Source organism: Haematospirillum jordaniae (genome assembly GCF_001611975.1).
In the GTDB taxonomy this organism is placed as follows: Bacteria; Pseudomonadota; Alphaproteobacteria; order Rhodospirillales; family Rhodospirillaceae; genus Haematospirillum; species Haematospirillum jordaniae.
The window spans coordinates 1-16065 of record NZ_CP014527.1 but is presented as its reverse complement, the minus strand read 5'-3'; the positions used below and the strand labels follow the sequence as shown (position 1 = coordinate 16065).

The 16065-nt window shown below is 55.6% G+C and carries 21 protein-coding genes; 9 read left to right on the top strand and 12 right to left on the bottom strand.

Annotated elements, in window-relative coordinates:
* The first annotated feature begins 54 nt into the window (after nucleotides 1-54).
* The gene (locus AY555_RS10305) at nucleotides 55-636 is read left to right on the top strand and encodes a recombinase family protein (protein WP_066137033.1); all 582 of its coding nucleotides are present in this window, start codon (nucleotides 55-57) and stop codon (nucleotides 634-636) included.
* 90 nt (nucleotides 637-726) lie between these two features.
* Here AY555_RS10305 and AY555_RS10300 read toward each other — a convergent pair whose 3' ends face one another.
* From AY555_RS10300 to AY555_RS10280, 5 genes are all read right to left on the bottom strand, one after another.
* Nucleotides 727-936, bottom strand: coding sequence for a hypothetical protein (locus AY555_RS10300; protein ID WP_066137032.1), 210 nt, complete (start codon nucleotides 934-936; stop codon nucleotides 727-729).
* A gap of 78 nt (nucleotides 937-1014) precedes the next feature.
* On the bottom strand, nucleotides 1015-1716 hold the full coding sequence (locus tag AY555_RS10295; RefSeq protein WP_066137031.1) for a toll/interleukin-1 receptor domain-containing protein: 702 nt from the start codon (nucleotides 1714-1716) through the stop codon (nucleotides 1015-1017).
* A 33-nt stretch (nucleotides 1717-1749) separates the two neighbouring features.
* Nucleotides 1750-2691 (bottom strand): BsuBI/PstI family type II restriction endonuclease, encoded by a 942-nt coding sequence (locus AY555_RS10290; RefSeq protein ID WP_066137028.1) that lies wholly within the window; start codon nucleotides 2689-2691, stop codon nucleotides 1750-1752.
* The gene (locus AY555_RS10285; protein ID WP_066137026.1) at nucleotides 2684-4327 is read right to left on the bottom strand and encodes an Eco57I restriction-modification methylase domain-containing protein; all 1644 of its coding nucleotides are present in this window, start codon (nucleotides 4325-4327) and stop codon (nucleotides 2684-2686) included. Before AY555_RS10285 ends, AY555_RS10290 begins: the two co-directional genes overlap by 8 nt.
* Complete coding sequence (locus tag AY555_RS10280) at nucleotides 4324-4518, bottom strand: hypothetical protein (protein ID WP_066137024.1); 195 nt, start codon at nucleotides 4516-4518, stop codon at nucleotides 4324-4326. Before AY555_RS10280 ends, AY555_RS10285 begins: the two co-directional genes overlap by 4 nt.
* A gap of 324 nt (nucleotides 4519-4842) precedes the next feature.
* Here AY555_RS10280 and AY555_RS10275 point away from each other — a divergent pair, with 324 nt between their 5' ends.
* On the top strand, nucleotides 4843-5289 hold the full coding sequence (locus tag AY555_RS10275; protein WP_066137022.1) for a hypothetical protein: 447 nt from the start codon (nucleotides 4843-4845) through the stop codon (nucleotides 5287-5289).
* A 32-nt stretch (nucleotides 5290-5321) separates the two neighbouring features.
* Here the strand turns inward: AY555_RS10275 and AY555_RS10270 are convergent, their stop codons facing one another.
* Both AY555_RS10270 and AY555_RS10265 read right to left on the bottom strand, forming a co-directional pair.
* Nucleotides 5322-6098: an RES family NAD+ phosphorylase gene (locus AY555_RS10270; RefSeq protein WP_066137020.1), complete on the bottom strand. Its 777-nt coding sequence runs from the start codon at nucleotides 6096-6098 to the stop codon at nucleotides 5322-5324.
* Nucleotides 6058-6441 (bottom strand): MbcA/ParS/Xre antitoxin family protein, encoded by a 384-nt coding sequence (locus AY555_RS10265; RefSeq protein WP_066137018.1) that lies wholly within the window; start codon nucleotides 6439-6441, stop codon nucleotides 6058-6060. The genes AY555_RS10270 and AY555_RS10265 overlap by 41 nt, the downstream gene beginning before the upstream one ends.
* Nucleotides 6442-7074: 633 nt before the next feature.
* Between AY555_RS10265 and AY555_RS10260 the strand changes: the two genes are divergently transcribed.
* Complete coding sequence (locus tag AY555_RS10260; protein ID WP_066137017.1) at nucleotides 7075-7410, top strand: hypothetical protein; 336 nt, start codon at nucleotides 7075-7077, stop codon at nucleotides 7408-7410.
* A 79-nt stretch (nucleotides 7411-7489) separates the two neighbouring features.
* Complete coding sequence (locus tag AY555_RS10255; RefSeq protein WP_066137015.1) at nucleotides 7490-9196, top strand: recombinase family protein; 1707 nt, start codon at nucleotides 7490-7492, stop codon at nucleotides 9194-9196.
* A gap of 117 nt (nucleotides 9197-9313) precedes the next feature.
* Here the strand turns inward: AY555_RS10255 and AY555_RS10250 are convergent, their stop codons facing one another.
* Together AY555_RS10250 and AY555_RS10245 are read right to left on the bottom strand one after the other, a co-directional pair.
* A complete protein-coding gene (locus AY555_RS10250; protein WP_066137013.1) occupies nucleotides 9314-9580 on the bottom strand; it encodes a ribbon-helix-helix domain-containing protein in 267 nt (88 codons plus the stop codon).
* Between the two features lie 39 nt (nucleotides 9581-9619).
* Nucleotides 9620-10261 carry an AAA family ATPase gene (locus tag AY555_RS10245; RefSeq protein WP_066137011.1) on the bottom strand — a complete coding sequence of 214 codons (642 nt, stop codon included), beginning with the start codon at nucleotides 10259-10261 and terminating at the stop codon, nucleotides 9620-9622.
* A gap of 224 nt (nucleotides 10262-10485) precedes the next feature.
* Between AY555_RS10245 and AY555_RS10240 the strand changes: the two genes are divergently transcribed.
* The 3 genes from AY555_RS10240 to AY555_RS10230 all read left to right on the top strand — a co-directional run bounded on the left by AY555_RS10240 (nucleotide 10486) and on the right by AY555_RS10230 (nucleotide 11443).
* Nucleotides 10486-10746 carry a type II toxin-antitoxin system RelB/DinJ family antitoxin gene (locus AY555_RS10240; RefSeq protein WP_066137371.1) on the top strand — a complete coding sequence of 87 codons (261 nt, stop codon included), beginning with the start codon at nucleotides 10486-10488 and terminating at the stop codon, nucleotides 10744-10746.
* Entirely contained in the window at nucleotides 10746-11018 is a 273-nt protein-coding gene (locus AY555_RS10235; protein WP_066137009.1) for a type II toxin-antitoxin system YafQ family toxin, read from the top strand. The genes AY555_RS10240 and AY555_RS10235 overlap by 1 nt, the downstream gene beginning before the upstream one ends.
* Before the next feature lie 170 nt (nucleotides 11019-11188).
* Complete coding sequence (locus tag AY555_RS10230) at nucleotides 11189-11443, top strand: phage major tail tube protein (RefSeq protein WP_066137006.1); 255 nt, start codon at nucleotides 11189-11191, stop codon at nucleotides 11441-11443.
* On the opposite strand, the gene AY555_RS10225 is transcribed toward AY555_RS10230, so the two are convergent.
* Nucleotides 11440-12450: a calcium-binding protein gene (locus AY555_RS10225; RefSeq protein ID WP_066137004.1), complete on the bottom strand. Its 1011-nt coding sequence runs from the start codon at nucleotides 12448-12450 to the stop codon at nucleotides 11440-11442. The two genes, AY555_RS10230 and AY555_RS10225, sit on opposite strands and share 4 nt — an antisense overlap.
* Nucleotides 12451-12937: 487 nt before the next feature.
* Here AY555_RS10225 and AY555_RS12315 point away from each other — a divergent pair, with 487 nt between their 5' ends.
* On the top strand, nucleotides 12938-13138 hold the full coding sequence (locus AY555_RS12315; protein WP_066137002.1) for a single stranded DNA-binding domain-containing protein: 201 nt from the start codon (nucleotides 12938-12940) through the stop codon (nucleotides 13136-13138).
* Nucleotides 13139-13482: 344 nt separating this feature from the next.
* Nucleotides 13483-14163, top strand: a complete 681-nt coding sequence (locus tag AY555_RS10215; RefSeq protein WP_167798514.1) for a hypothetical protein — start codon at nucleotides 13483-13485, stop codon at nucleotides 14161-14163.
* A 56-nt stretch (nucleotides 14164-14219) separates the two neighbouring features.
* Here AY555_RS10215 and AY555_RS10210 read toward each other — a convergent pair whose 3' ends face one another.
* Nucleotides 14220-15422 carry an RNA-guided endonuclease InsQ/TnpB family protein gene (locus AY555_RS10210; protein WP_066133065.1) on the bottom strand — a complete coding sequence of 401 codons (1203 nt, stop codon included), beginning with the start codon at nucleotides 15420-15422 and terminating at the stop codon, nucleotides 14220-14222.
* Nucleotides 15419-16042 carry an IS607 family transposase gene (locus AY555_RS10205; RefSeq protein WP_066136401.1) on the bottom strand — a complete coding sequence of 208 codons (624 nt, stop codon included), beginning with the start codon at nucleotides 16040-16042 and terminating at the stop codon, nucleotides 15419-15421. The genes AY555_RS10210 and AY555_RS10205 overlap by 4 nt, the downstream gene beginning before the upstream one ends.
* Nucleotides 16043-16065: the final 23 nt, after the last annotated feature.

The following is a 16065-nucleotide window of genomic DNA, read 5'->3' as shown; positions in this document are numbered from 1 at the left end:
TGAATGGTACGATAAAAATTGCAGTAACGGTACGTCTAACGTACATCTTATGACATGAAGAATATTACGATTGGTTACGCGCGCTGCTCTACTGACAAGCAAGACCTTGCTGCGCAGCGTCATGCCCTCGTCGAACTCGGTGTTGCTCCGGATCGCATCTATACGGATCAGGGGCTGACCGGGCGCACACGCACACGGCCCGGTCTCGACCAGGCGCTTGCGGCCGTGAGGGCGGGTGACACGCTGGTCATCACGAAGCTCGACCGCCTCGCACGCTCGGTCCTCGATGCACGGGAGATCGCCGACACCTTGACGGAGCGCAAGGTACGACTGGCCTTGGGCGCGTCCATCTATGACCCGACCGACCCCATGGGGAAGATGTTCTTCAATATCCTCGCTACCTTTGCGGAGTTTGAGTCGGACATCATCCGGCTACGAACCCGCGAGGGCATGGCGGTAGCCCGCGCCAAGGGCAAACTACGCGGCAAGAAGCCCAAGCTCTCCGAACGGCAGCAATGCGAGTTGCGGCGGATGTACGATACCGGTGACTACAGCATCAGCGATCTGGCCGAGCTGTTCTCCGTCTCCAGGCCGACCGTGTACCGCACCCTCACACGCACCGAGCACGCCAGATAGCAATCAAAATTCAAAGCCATTTAGCGATCAAGCTCACAGCGGGGCAGGGTGGCCAATATCCTAAAAACGTGGGTTTTTAGGACGTCATAGCTATTTCTTTTGCGTAACTTTTACCTCACGATATTTACCACCTTTGCGAACCACGGTCGCCCACATGGTGGCCGGAAAATATTTTCGGCCATAAAGGCCATCAATATAAGTTTCATCGAATCTCGTGGCACTAATGCGGCAACCGTCCATAGCATTACCATTTTCGTCTTCAATATGAAGTGTGCCTTCTTTGTCCATAACGACAATCATGCGTGAATCCTAAGTTTGGAATTTTGCATCCGTGGCCTCGTGGGGGTCTTGTTTAATTATACTGTTGGGGCATTCAATCTAGGGGGCGACTAGTTCAGCGAGCTTGGCCGCAATGTCTGCCATCGGCTCTTCTGCGGTGCTCAGGCCGCTTCGCGAACCGAGCAGTGGGCTAACTTCTCGGAGGGCGTCATACGTGGTTTCATGCACAACAGGAACAAGCAGGTCACGCGCTAGTAGTGCCGAAAGCTCTTTGTCGGCGATTCCCTCTCCTTGAATGCGACGCAACAGTGCTGGGGTCACTAGTACGATCCCGACTCGGGACTTCACCAATCCTTTGTCGATTTCGCGGAGCAACGAAGTGCCGAGGGCTACATCCTTCTCGCTGAACCAGACCGATACCCCGAGCGACTGGAGCAGATCATGCAGTTCCTTGGCAGCCCCTTTCCTGTCGTCCCACGCATGGCAAAGAAAAACGTCCCGAAGATCGAGAACGGACGTTTTGTTTTCGATGTTTTCACGGACAGGCGTGAGCGTCCGTATCTGGGCAGGCGTGTACATCACGGACGAACCTGGCCGAGACCAGCGAACCTTTCCGCTGCTGCCAGAACTACTTCCGCTGCTTCGGCCACCCCAATTGCTCACTGTTGTGGTGGTGAAGTAAGGCGGCGGCGGTGAATATGAGTGTGAGGTATAGCTTCTATAGCGTCCATTACATGCGGGGCAGGCAGCTGCCCCGCTCGATGTGCGGTGGCCATATACTGGTGCTGTACATCTTGCCATGATATAGCCTCTCCGCGTTTTGATAGTCGGTGCCTATTTTCTCGGCCCTAAAAACCTATCGCCATTGAAATGGATCATGTGATCCGGTGTTTCAGCAATCCAGACTTCGCTTTCCCAAGCAATATCTTTCATGTGTTTACGAAACTCGGCCATATCTGGGAATGCGCTAACATAAACTGGCCCAGCTTGGCTGCCCTTTAACCGTTCCTCAAGCTCGAATACGCGCTTGGGTGACATAGGGCCATGTGATGTTACCGCTTCAATTAGAAACAACCAATTCTTCTTTTGGTCGAGTAATACCACATCCGGCAATTTATCGTGGTCATCGGCACCAAGGCCAAAATCGGCCAAGGTTTTGGCATCCATTATGACATTCTTTTTAGCGGTGTCGCCGATATAAAGCAGCTTGGAATCAGGCGCAAAACGCGGCGCGAATTGCTCGATAATGGCTTTCTGTACGTCATTATGCTTGCCGGGCGATAGTTCAATGGTGCTGCCGTCCGGCAAAGTGATTGGAACCAGCTTTCCGGTGGATCGGTGTTTTGCATAGGTGTTGGAAAGTGAACCGTGTGTAGCAATGAATTGTGCCACGGCATCGGCCCATGCTTTTGTGCCATAGGTTTTAATTGCGCTCAACGCATCATCGGTGATGGCGTAATGAGCGCGGGGGCTATTGGTCGGCAAGTCCTGCTCGAACGGGTTATAATCGGCGATACGGGCTTGCACGAATTGATGCAACACTTGCCGCCGCACGGTTTCACGGGTGTTGGGCGCATAGTGTTTACCGAAACGCTCGGCGATAAAAGCCATGATGTCTTTTGATACGCTGCGGCGGCTGCGGGTAGCCGCTGACCAAGGATCAGTTGGGCCTAGCCCGACAAGAGCCAGCAAGGTTAGCGCGGAAATTTCATTCTGCTGTGCGGCTGGTAGGCCAAGACTTTTTAGAATATCTTGGGCTTGGTGAATATCAGGCAAAGGCTTCTCCTTTTTGTTTTTCGGTCGTTTTAACCTTGATTTGATCGGGGTTGTGCGTCAACGCCTCAACCAAATCATCAATTAAAGCCATGTTGTCGGGTTTTTTTCTGACGCGGCGGCCAAGCTGGGCGATAGCGGCTAAGGGCGGCAAAGGCATGGCGCGTAATTCGGTGGCACTGACTTGGGTATTGCCGTTGGTGCAACGAAAATACCCATCCATCAATGCGCTGTTGAGCAAAGCGGCCAAGCCAAAGGCTTCATCATCGCTGATGTTGCCGCCTGGTCGGTGAATATAGTTTAGATGGTTTTCAATACCGATCATGGCGGCTGGAATCTGACCGGCCAGCAAGGGGGCTGCGGTCATGCGGCGGTGCTCTTCCTTGGCACTGAATCGGCGCAACAGAATGTAAGTGCTGTTTGGCACAAGCAGGCGTTGGGAATTGGTTTTGTTTTTAATGTATTGCGGTTTACGGCTAGCGGTCGGCCATTGAATCTCCATCGCCTTGACATGGTTTAACCACAACAAGGGAACGGTTACGCCATTAGCTTGCTCGGCTAGATGTTCTGTGGCGCGGAATGGCACCACGGGGCCGGTGGAAATATCCAACCCATAAGCATGAAGTGAGCCTGTCCAACTGTCCACACGGCGCAAAATGTCTTCATCTTCGGGGCCTGAGGGTAAACGGAAAGCACCAGCCAAATTTTTAGGGTCGATTACATCGGCTAAGGCGGCTGGGTATTCGGTGGCTTGGTCAAGATCGCCCATGCCGGTGCTGCTGGAAATTGTGAAGGGCAGGCCGTTGGGCTTGGTTGTCCATCCATCGGCGCGGATTGCATGTAGGATAACATTTTCTTGCAGCACTGCATCGCGGCTAAAGGCATCGCGGCGGGAAGCAAAAACATGAGTTCTAAGCGGTCGCACCATTGAAAAAAACCGTTCGCGGAATCGCTTAAAATAAGGGCCTGATGCAAAGCTACGCGGGGTGATAAATACCAGATCGCCGCCTTGACTCAGCATCGCGGCGGCAACAGCCATGAACAGGCCATAGATATTGGGCTGACCATGCACAACATCACAAGCCGCAACGGCGCGGGGGTCATCTTTGTTGATCTTAAAATAAGGCGGGTTAGCAATGACGGCATCGAAGCGATTAGCGGGGCGATGATGCAGGGCGGCGGCCTCGGCCAAAATAAAATCAGTGCAGCGGATTGTGGTTTTGATCGTCATGCCCTTGCCAGCGGCCCAAGCGGTTAGATGGTCGAGAACCTCGGCCAGCATGGCCGCTAACGGTGGATCAATTTCATAAGCGACAATCTCAACCAAACGCGGCGGGTTGGGGCAGGCGGCCAGCCGCTCGATGGCCGCGCAAAGTAAAATGCCAGCACCGGCGGCGGGATCAAGCAGGCGTAGCGTATCACGGGGGCAGATCATATCTGCCATAAAGGCAGCCACTGGCGGCGGGGTTAAATAAAGCCCGTGGCTTTTGCGGTGTTCGGCGTTTTTTTGGTTGGTGTAGTTTTGGCCGATGCGGTCGGCCAGCTGCGTTGGTGTTTCAAGCGTAGGTTTTTTGAGCGGCAGATTTATCCGGCGGGTTGATTGTGGGTGAACAACGGGGGCAAGTGCGCTGGCTCTCATGATTTTTCCTTTGGCGGTGTTGCGTCAAAGGGCATGGTGAGTTGCCCTGCGTGTTTGTATTTTTCTACCATCTCACCCAAAGCACGGCGGCCAAGCCATGCCATTGAAACTTGAAACCGTTCAGCCAGAGCCGCAAGGGCGGTATATTCCGCCTCAGTCATGTTGATGGTTATACGGTGTTTGGCGGTCATTCTAGCCCCTGAAATAATGCAATCTGCAGCATTATGAGGCATCGCCGATAAATTGCAAGCGGGGTTTCGTGTGTTTATCCCGCCAAGCATTGTTTTTTAACCACAAAACGGAACAATGCGACAACTTGGGGTCGTCTCAGAAAACGGAAAAAATCGTACGCTAAGCCGGCTGTAGCGGTCGTAGTGGCCTGAATTTGCCTGCGCCGATCTTGGCGCTGCTGCGCCACAGGTAATCTCCGGTCAGGTTGATAGGGGTCGTCTCAGAAAAGGGAAAATAAAGCACGCTAAGACGGTTTCAGTGGTCGTAGCGGCCTGAACTTGCCAGTGCCGATCTTGACGCGGCTGCGCCAGAGGCTGGCAGACCGGTTCGGCGTTGTTCTTGTCCAGCGCGGCCGTGGCCTGGTGTTCCGTCCGCTTGATTCCGACACCAGCAAGCCACCCCACATGAAAGCCAGTGCGCTTGACCGTACGTGCAGCCGTGGTGCGCTGGAGAAACGCCTTGGTTCCTACCGTGATCCTGCCCATATCGCCAGGAACAAGATCCGGACGGGCCAGCCCGTCCGTCGTTATCGCCTGCGTCCGCTGGCCGGACGCGGCCTCCTGTCCGATCATCGCTGGCGTCGCTACCTTGCCATCCGCCAGAACCAGCTTCTTCCGTCACAGGCCAGGAACTGGCGGCTCTACCTCACCGGACAGGCCGCAACCGGGCCGATGGGCATGAATGTGGTTGACGCGATGGGAAAAGTGCTGGGAAAGGGCCGTGGGTGGTAGGTCACCAACACAATCTAGGGTTTCTCTTTGGTTTACCGGGAAGGCCGTTTCCAGTCCATCCCGTTCAGGCGCGGGTCTGACGAGAATTCATCCCGATCAAAAGCTAAATACACCTGTGGAAACTCACACAGAGCTTGGGCCCCGACGTGACTGAGCAGGATCCGCCATGTCTGGCAATGTGCCGGTTGTCCGCCCCTGAACGCCTGACAGGTCATAAGGGCGAGATTATGCCGGCCACGCGGGTCACGCACCGATTCATACCGGATCATCCCGGCCCCCGCCTGCTTGGCCGTTTCTGCCAGCGCCTGACACGGTTCGTAGTTCACCGGGTCCGTCCAGACCGCCCGCCCCTGTGACAACGGCAGGGATGTCAGGTCAACAACGCTTCGGCTTTCCACGTCGACCGCAAAGGCGGTGTATTCAGCCGGGTTGACCGGCCATGGTGTACCCGGGGATTCCGCAAAAAACAGGACCCGGTAGAAAGCGATCTCGGCAACGGCGGTTTCAGGCTCCATGGCGGCGTAATAGACACCCGGCGTGCGTCCGGCCCGCCGGAACCGGGAACCCTTTGGATACGCCGGGTCATACCGGAAAGGCGTGGACAGAAGGAAATGCAGGCTTTGACATTCCGGGGGCAGCGGTGGCTTTGTTTCTTCTACCAACATTTCCAGAATGCGCTGCTCTTCAAGGCTGTCGACTATTTTCAGCGTCGAAACGTAGTGCTGGCACTCCACCAGACGCCAGCACAACCCCGTAAAAGACCGGAACTCAGATGACAGCGCGGCGGGCGTCCAAGTATGCAATGACATTGTACAGTCCGTTTATGGTTTGTATCTGGTTGAGCGGACGATCCAGCAGGACCGTATTCACATTGGTCAACCACGCCCGTGCACTGGCCTGGTCTCCTCCGACCAGCGCGTCCAGAGACCGGAAAAGACGCACAAACAGTACGCCGATCTCGGATTCTTTCTTTTTTGTTGAAAGAAAAAAGGATCCCTTGCGCATGCGGGATATGGTGGGCTCGCTGAGCCCCAGAATTCTTGCCAGCACGGTTGCCGGAATATCCAGATAATCCGCCGCCCGGATCACAGCTTTGGTCAGAACAGCACTTGCATCAGGCTGGTGTGTTTCTGACTTGGGTGCCCGCGTCATGATGGTAGGGCCTCTCTTGTCTGCCTATGGAAAGAATAGCAAAGTTTCCTTTCCACAGGAAGAAAAACCGCATCCAGAGACGGACCTTTTAGGCAGAAATCATGTCCACGCAACCAAGTGAGCATGTTTTTCGCAAAACCTGTTGAAGCCTGCCTTTCAGCCCACGCCCGAACCCGAACCCTGTCGTCTCCGGGTACCGTCGCCGTGGTTACCGACGTCGGCTTGGCGTGCTTTATTTTCCGTTTTCTGAGACGGAAACGGTTAAAAAATTCCCCCTTTCTCACGCTTGCGTTGAGCACGGCCCGGCCGTGCGAATAAGCATCCTCATGGAATGAGGACAGGAGGTGGGCCCACCTCCTCTATCCTGCCGGTGGGTACGACGTAGAAACTTTTGGAAACTCGTAGAAACTCGTAGAAACTTTTGGAAACTCGTAGAAACTCGTAGAATACCACTTAGATACTTGCCAATTTCATTTGCACCACTGTTCGCAGTTATACATACCGTCTATTTCCCCTTTACATGGCTTTTACTCTCCATACCTGCATTGACATTTCATGATGTTGTCGCTAGCTGTGAAGGCTGGGGTATCTGGTTGCGCACCCCCGCACTGTATCCAGGAAAGGACAACAGCAATGAGCAGCGTACAGGACAACGAAGGCCTGCCTTTCATAGGCAACGGTATCTTTCATGGTGTGGACTGGCTGACCGTTTCACCGGAAGACGCCGATGACTATGACGACATTGTGCCAAGCATGGATGAGATCATCGCCCATATTCCGCCTGAACTTCTGCCGCCCCGCGTTGATGTCGGGACGGCGGTTGCCATGGGCTGGGACGGTCGTGACACCGATCCTGCGGTTTCTGTCGACGAGATCTGGGGAGATGTTTACCGCATCGCCCGCAAGATTATCCGGGTCAAGCGCCGCCGTGAAGCCGAAGCCGCTGCACAGGCTGCCAACACCCCCTGATCGTCATCCGCCCTTTCCCCGTTGCCCGTCAACCGGTTAAATGTCGTGTATACATACGACACAGACCGGAGGAAACGTCATGCTGGTCGCCATTTACGCGCGCCACAGCACCGACAAACAGGACACATCCAGCGCCGATCAGGTGGCCCGGTGTATCCAGTTTTGCGCAGACCGGGGGTGGACGGTATCCCACATTTTCGCCGACGAGGCGTTGTCAGGAGCCACCATGTCCCACCGCGAGAATGCCAAGGCGCTGGTTGCCGCCGCCCTGGCCGGTGAATTCGAGAAAGTGTTGAGCGAGGACTTGTCACGCCTGTCCCGCAGCCAGTCCGATATCGCCGCGCTGTACGAGAAACTGCGCTTCATGGGGATCGATATTGAAACCATCGCGGACGGCACCATCAACGAGCTGCATATCGGTCTGAAAGGCACGATGAACGCGCTGTACCTGCGGGACCTTGCCGACAAGACCCGGCGCGGGTTGCGGGCCATCACGCTGCGCGGGAAGATCCCCGGCGGCTTGTGCTATGGCTATCGCACCAAACACCGCCTGGATGAAAAAGGCGAACTGGTCCGTGGCGAGCGCGAGATTCATCCGGGGGAGGCGGAGGTCATCCGGCGTATCTACAGCGAGTACCATGACGGCGCGATCTTGAGTGAAATCTGTGAAGGCCTGAACGACGACGGCATTGCATCGCCGCGTGGCGGAACGTGGTCCATATCCGCTCTGGTCGGAACGGCGTCCCGGCAAACCGGCGTCCTGCGCCATACGTTGTACAAAGGCTGGATCACCTGGAACCGGCAGGAATACCGGGTCAATCCCGAAACCGGAAAACGGAACTGTGTTGTGCGGCCTCAAAGTGAATGGCTGCGGATACCGGTTCCGGAGCTCGCGATTGTGGACGAGGACCTGTTCGATGCGGTCCAGCGCATGATTGAAGACCGGTCTTCCATGCGTCATATCCGCGCCGCCGATGCCAAGGCCCGCAGCCGGGAACGGGCGATGGAACGCCAGCGCAAGGCCCGCTCGCTCCAGATGAAGACCGGCCAGACCGGAAGCTGGTTCTTCACGCGCCGCTTGCGGTGCGCCGAAACCGGCCACCCGTTGACCGCCGCCCCGCCGGGTTATTATGGATCACGCCGGACCGCCTTGTGGATGATCCCGCGCGAAACCATCATTGTCCAAGGTCTGGAGGCGCTGAATACGGTTGATCTGGACACCATCCGCACCTTTCAGGAGACGCTTTCACCGGACCGGCAACGCCACGAAAGCGCCATTGAACGGCTGCAACAACAGATCGACCAGGCAACAGATGAGGTCAAGGCACTGCTGTCCGATCTCGGAAACCGGACCAACCGCCCCGTCATCCGGTCCTTTCTGGACGACAAGGAAAAGCAGATCACCAACGCACGCCTTCAGCTCTATACGCACCAGCGGGAACTGGACAAGCTGATTTTCCGCACCGACCTTGCCAACGAAAGCCTGAACCGCTGGAAACGCCTTCTGGCCCGCCTGAAGCACGATCCGTCCGACGGCCTGTCCACCGTTCTTGTGCGCACCTGTATCAACCGGCTGCTTGTTCATGTGGAACGCAATGCCGATGACGAGCCGGTCCGCCTCTGGTGCACGGCTGATATCAACGTGCCTGAACTGCTGAAGCTCAACACCGCCATCATGCCATGGGACCTGATCCCCGAGCCATGGTCGAGGGCCGCCACGGTCGAGCTGAAAGACATACCAAAACCGGCAAAGGCAAAGGCAAAACAGAAAAAGAAAACGGTCTGAATCTGAATCAGAACGCCATGCCGGGTGGTATTGGCATGGCGTCAGAAATGCATTCAGCGCAGAAACGTTATTTTTTTCTGCTTCTTCAAGGAAGACAAGGCAACACGCGAAGGCAGATTATTCGCCATCAATACGCAAGCCTGTTTGAAGCATCTGCATAACAGCCAGATTAATCACAGCGGCCCTGCTTTGCCCAAGATGTCCGGCCAGCTCATCCACGCGAGCCAACAAGGGTTCTGTGATTGTTAGTGTAATCTGGACCTTGCGTCCCTTGCGGACACGACGCGGCCCCTGATCAGCATCCGGAGCACCTGAGATAAAGGCATCGACAGGGGCAAAGGATGAACCTGCAACAGGCTTGACTGGTTTCTTCGTAATAGCCATTTAAACCCCTTACAACTCTATTTAGATATCTTTTTAATATTAAAACAATGCGTTAATAAGGTTATTTACCTCGGCTGTCGCCTTGTGATCCTGCGGCCTCAATTCAAGAACGCTTTGCCCCGAACCTGCGGCATTAGCAAAAGCTTTGCGACGACGCAAAGGAGTTGGGAGGTATTCAAATTGGGGAACTTCAGCGACCGCAGCGGCAGCTTCTATGTTGTCTGTTGAATGCTCGCCCGGATCGGCGCAATTAAGAACGGCAAAGCACCGCAGACCATCACGCACACTTCTGGCCTCATCAACCAGTGCCGCAATATCGTTGAGTGCCCACACGTCATAACTCCGAGGCTGGAATGGAACCAGAAGCACATCAGACAGTACAAGGGCAGCACGCAATGCAGTTGAGTCACGTCCGCCAGCATCGATAATCACATCATTAAATCTGGATGCCTGTTGCTGAACCTGTGACCGCAATGTCGGGCCATCCGGATAAGTGGCACAAGCAATCCCCGGAGCGTACCCCGCTTCAGCCCGGATACTGATTGCAGTTTGCGCCGTACCCTGTCGGTCACCATCAATCAACCATACATCGCGACCGGACAATGCGCGGGCGACCGCCAAATTAACCGATATCGTAGTTTTGCCCACGCCACCTTTTGTATTACCAACCGTTATTATCATCTCATTCAGATCCTTTTTTAATATTAAGATGACATCTTATATCAGTTAAAATAATCTGAACGTCAAGGACGTTGTTCTTTCGTATATATGCTGAAAGCTGTGCGTCAAGTGGCTGAAAAAAAGAAAGAGATGGTTAAAAAGAGGTGCCTTGCAAAAGTGGTTCATTTGAGCTACAGTGTTATCTCACCCTGAATGCGAGGCTCCCAATGGAACCAAGGCGTCCCATGAAAGCAAATGCATTTGTCCGCGCCCGGATCGACGAGACGCTAAAAAACGAAGCCGCTGCCGTACTGGCGGGTATGGGGCTTACTGTGTCCGATGTAGTGCGCATTGCCCTCACCAAAATCGCCAAAGAAAAGACGCTGCCATTCGACATGCGCGTTCCTAACGCACTGACGGCGGAAACGCTGGCGAAAAGTGAGCATGGTGAAGATGTTCACCATGCCAACGATGCGGATGATCTGTTTGCCCAGCTGGGTATTTGATGCGGCACCCGGAGTATTCTGGCCAGTTCAAGCGTGACGTCAAGGCTTCTGGAAGGCGTGGCAAGGACATGAGCAAGCTCAAGGTTCTGATAGAGCTGCTGATAGCAGGTACGCCGTTGCCTGCCACGTATCTCGACCACCCGCTTAAAGGGCGGTGGCGTAGCTACCGGGATGCCCACATTGAGTCGGACTGGCTTCTGATCTACAAAATCAATGGCAATGTTGTCCGCTTTGAACGAACTGGACGGCACACCGATCTTTTCGACGAATAAGATCGGTGTAGCCTGCAATCAGGCTTCTCCCATATTCCAGTTAAAAATACGCAATTCTTTCGCGCCAGCGTGTTCTACCATCTGCATAAACGGCCGTTTTTACGACGGGGAAAAATAAATTGATCGGGGGCGCGGCAAACCTCGCCCCCGATCAAGGAGGCCTTTCACTGATGGCCGCGCGCGACGTTCTGAAAAATATCAACCTGTTCGTTGACGGGCGCGGCTATGCCGGACAGCTCAGCGAATATTCGCCCCCCTCCCTGGCTCTGGTGACTGAAGATTTTCGCGCCGGGGTTAAGGGAAAGAGAGGTGAAGGTCATTGTAAACGAAACAAACGAAATCAGACCCCATTCCGGTTGGAAATGGCCTATTTGTCGAACTTCACCAAGCGTAGCAGAAAGAATTGGGGCAGCCCGCGCCCTTAGAGAATCAAGGCATCTGGCCCCAGATCAGAAACGCCTTGCAGGTTGATACTGATATCTGCATCAGTATTGCAGTCAATATCAGCGCGCAGAACCATACCTCCATCAGATGGCTCGGCCCACATTGACAGTTTTTGCGGCCCACTGTCGCTCCATGTCAGACGCGTGCCAGATGAGGTTTCAATATCAAGACGGATACGATCTCCTTCTGCAGCATTGAAATCCAGTACAACATCGCTGCCCAATGATGTCGACGTGTAGATAAATTGGTCGGCACCTGCCCCACCATACAAGGTATCATTACCGGACCCGCTATACAGGATGTCATCTCCGTCTCCGCCGTACAGGGTGTCGTCTCCTGCGCCACCATACAGGAAGTCATTCCCCCTACCGCCATCCAGGACATCATTGTCAAACCCTCCATAGAGGATATCATTCCCCTCGCCTCCCTCGAGCCTGTCATCTCCCTCCCCACCATTCAGGATGTCGTCTCCGCCTCCACCGTGCAGGCGGTCGTCTCCGTCTCCGCCGTACAGGCGGTCGTCTCCGTCTCCGCCGTGCAGGGCGTCGTCTCCTGCACCACCATACAGGAAGTCATTTCCCCTACCTCCCTCGAGCCTGTCATCTCCCTCCCCACCATTCAGGATGTCGTCTCCGTCTCCGCCGTACAGGGTGTCGTCTCCTGCGCCACCATACAGGTGATCATTTCCCCTACCGCCATCCAAGACATCACTGCCAAACCCTCCATAGAGGGTATCATTCCCCTCACCTCCCTCGAGCTTGTCATCTCCCTCCCCACCATTCAGGGTGTCGTCTCCATATCCGCCGGACAGACGGTCGTCTCCGTCTCCGCCGTGCAGGGCGTCGTCTCCTGCACCACCATACAGGAAGTCATTTCCCCTACCTCCCTCGAGCCTGTCATCTCCGTCTCCGCCTACGCCGTACAGAGTGTCATTTGTAGCATCATGATTTGCCTTGGTTTGGCCTAAGGCCGATACTAGGTTTGCCATGGGTTTTCTCCTAAGTTTCCCGGTAGGATGCGCGATACTTTCTACTTAAACGCGCTAAATAAAAGTCGTTACTATAATAACATGTTTTGTGCAAGAGTCCGTCGTCCAAAAAACAGCCTGTCGTCCGGTTAAAAAGCTCCCTCTTTCTCACGCTTGCGTTGAGCACGGCCGGACCGTGCGAACAAGCATCCTCATCGAATGAGGACAGGAGGTGGGCCCACCTCCTCTATCCTGCCGGTGGGTACGACGTAGAAACTTTGAGATTCTTGGAGATTCTCTGAGAAACTTCGAGATTCTTTGAGACTGGCGCATAAACACTCGCCAAACTCGTTTGCATCCCTGTTCGTGGTTATACATGTCTCCTGTCCCGTCTTGCGAGATGGGTCCCTGTTTCACGCGCTTTGACATTCCATTGTGTTGTCATTGACTGTGAAGTCCGGTGGGCGCCGTGTCGTGGCCGGGAAGTATCTGCGCAAGCGGATCACGTGTGTATATCGAAGGCCAGTTGCAGACCCGGAAATGGACGGATGCTGACGGCCGGGACCGGTATGCCACAGAAATTATCCTGACCGCCGGATCCGGTGAGATGATTCTGCTCGATTCACGTGCCGACAGCCGGGAACCCGGTCCTGTTGAAGCGGCAAACAACGCTGTGCCGGATCCGGTCGGAACGCGGGCCACCTCGTAGGAATGTACAGCAGACAACAGGGATTGGCTTGCTCGAGCCGCCCGTGGGGGAAGGGGTAAACCGGGATGTGGATCCGCCACTTTACATACAACGCTTTACACGCCAGCCAAAATGACGGACAAAGAAAAAGCCCGGGGTCATCCCCGGGCTGTGTTGCCTACCGCGCCAACGGTTTGCGGCACATCCACTGTGAAATACTTGGCTGGAACAACTTGCGCTGCTGGTGCCAGTGAATGCAGGCGTTACCGCAAAGCCCAAGATAGGGCGCGGCTTCAGCCAAGTCAATCACTCTTGAAGCACCAGCAAAACAAGTTGAACCGGCCCCGAAAATCGGGATGCCGTTTGTGTCTACATCGTCTTTAACAAACCACCTCACAGGCTTCCGGCTCACGCCCCCGTTCGGCTTGCCGGACGGTCCGAAGTGGCAGTGCCGCCGAGGTGCCTTCGAGAAGCATCTTGTCAAGTTCGGCAAGCCGCCGCCGAGAAAGACTGTTTTGCGCTGGAAGGAGCAACTCGCAGCAAGCCCAGAGGTGCAGCGTTATGAAGGACGCGGCCGTTCGGTGCTCGCTGTCTATCGGGCTTGCCTCGAAACGATCAATTGGCACACCGGCGAGCTGGCAGTCTCTTACAAGACGCTTGGAGAGAAGGCGGGCTACGGCAGGACAACGGTCTATAAGGCGCTGAAATTCCTTCGGGAACACGGCATTATCTTCGTGGTCAACCGCTGCGTCAAACGGACCTTTGATAACGGTCGGTTCCTCCTGAAGCAAGTATCCAACGCCTATGCCTTTCTGTCTTCGGCACAGTGGAACCTGAAGATGGATGATTCAAAGGTCTTTGCCCGCTATCCCTTCGAGTGGCCGAGTGCGCGTGAAATGTACAAGGCCGCGCGGGAGGTGGGTGAGGTCCGTGAGGGCCTTGCGCTCCTTGAGCGCTACGGGAATGCCTCGGAACGGAAGCATGCTGATCTGGATCGGCGTATTCTGGACCAGAAAGAAGCCCGCAAGCGCAAGCCCCCCGACTAGCCTCCGGTTACAATCTGCCCTTCTGAAACCGCTCTACAATACCTATGCAAACCTACTCATATATGAGTAAACCTGCTGCTTGCTTCCTGCTTCCCTGAGGCCAGTTTCGCTTTGGTCTTGCGACCCAAGCCAGAGCTTTCCTCTCCACAGGCTGACACGGTGGAGCTCACCGCCAGATGTCTCAGGTTGATCGCGGCATTCACGTCACGATCATGCTGCGTACGGCACACGGGACACACCCATGCCCGTGTTGCCAAAGGCAGGCTTTCGAGTTTGTGCCCACAGCACGAACAGGTCTTGCTGCTGGCAAACCACCTGTCGGCAACCACAACCCGTCCCCCGCGCCGTGCCATCTTGTATTCCAGTTGCCGCCTGAAAGCATGAAAGCTCATGTCGGCAATGGCGCGGGCCAGATGCCGGTTGCGCATCATGCCGCGTACATTCAGGTCTTCGATGCCGATGAGGTGAAATCTGCGGACCAGTGCTGTGGTGAGCTTGTGCAGGGCATCGGTGCGGATGTTGCTGATCCGGGCGTGAAGACGGGCCAGCTTCTGCCGGGCCTTGCGGCGGTTGGAGGAGCCTTTCTGTTTCCGGGACAGGCTCCGGGACAAACGGCGCAGACGGTTCAGCGCGGCCTTGTGCGGTTTGGGTCCCGGAAGGCTGTCCCCGGTCGAGAGCGTTGCCAGTGCGGAGACACCGAGATCCACACCCACCGCACCTTGGTTTTCAGCGTGGGGCAGGCATGGCTCCTCGGGTGTCTCCACGGCAAGACTGACAAACCAGCGGTCGGCCACACGGGACACGGTGGCTGACATGATCTTGCCGGTAAAGCGCAACGCCTCGCGCATCCGCACCCGGCCCAGATGGGGGATGCGGATGTGTGAACCGTCGATAGTGAACTGGTCGTTGGTCAGGGTGAAGCGGTCGTGTACACCTTTCTTGCGGAACTTCGGATAACGGGCACGGCCCGCGAAGAAGTTCCTGAAGGCCTCTCCAAGCTGGATGATGGCCATCTGGGGGGCATTCTTCGTAACCTCCAGCATCCACGGAAACTGCTCCCGCTTGACGGCATTGAGCTGCTTGCGCAGGGCGTACTGCGAGGGCTTTGGCAGGGTGTTGTCCTCTTTCCATGCCGCATACTGCCGCCCCCACTCCGCCAGGGCCCAGTTATAGGCAAAGCGGGCTGTCCCGGCAGCGCGGGCCAGATATGTGGCCTGCACATTGTTGGGATCAAGCGCGATACGATGGGCTGTTATCATGCCGGGGAATCCTTGACCGCCTCTGCAACAGCCTCCAGAAGTCTCTGGTTCTTCCGGGACCGTGCCCCATACAGACGGGCGCTGAACACGGTGATGATCTCAAGGACATCTTTCGCCAGATCTTCCTCGAAGGTGGTGTCCTCACCCTGGTTGAGGATCACAACCTCCACCTGTCTGGCCTCACAAAGCGCAAACACAAGCTCGGCACCAAAGCGGAGAAGACGGTCCTTGTGCGTCAGGACAAGGCGTCCGACCCGGCCCGCCATGATATCTTCCAGAAGACGTTTGAGACCTTTCTTGCGGTAATTCATTCCGGACCCAAGGTCGGCTATAACCTCATGGGTCCAGCCTTGCCGGGCACAGTATAGTTCCAGTATCTTTTTCTGGCGTTCAAGGTCCGCTTTCTGGTCATGACTGGAAACACGCGCATAGGCAATGGTACGCTTCTGCGCCGCTGCCTCGCCGTCGTGACCGGATTGAAGCCGGGACAGGGCATAACGGCGGTGGCCGGATGCCGTCCGCTCCGGCAAAAGCTTGCCTTCCCGCTCCCAGCGACGGAGCGTGCTGACCGAGACACCAAGAAGGGCCGCCGCACGGCCAACGGAAACATATCTATCCATAACAAATAGATATACACACATTT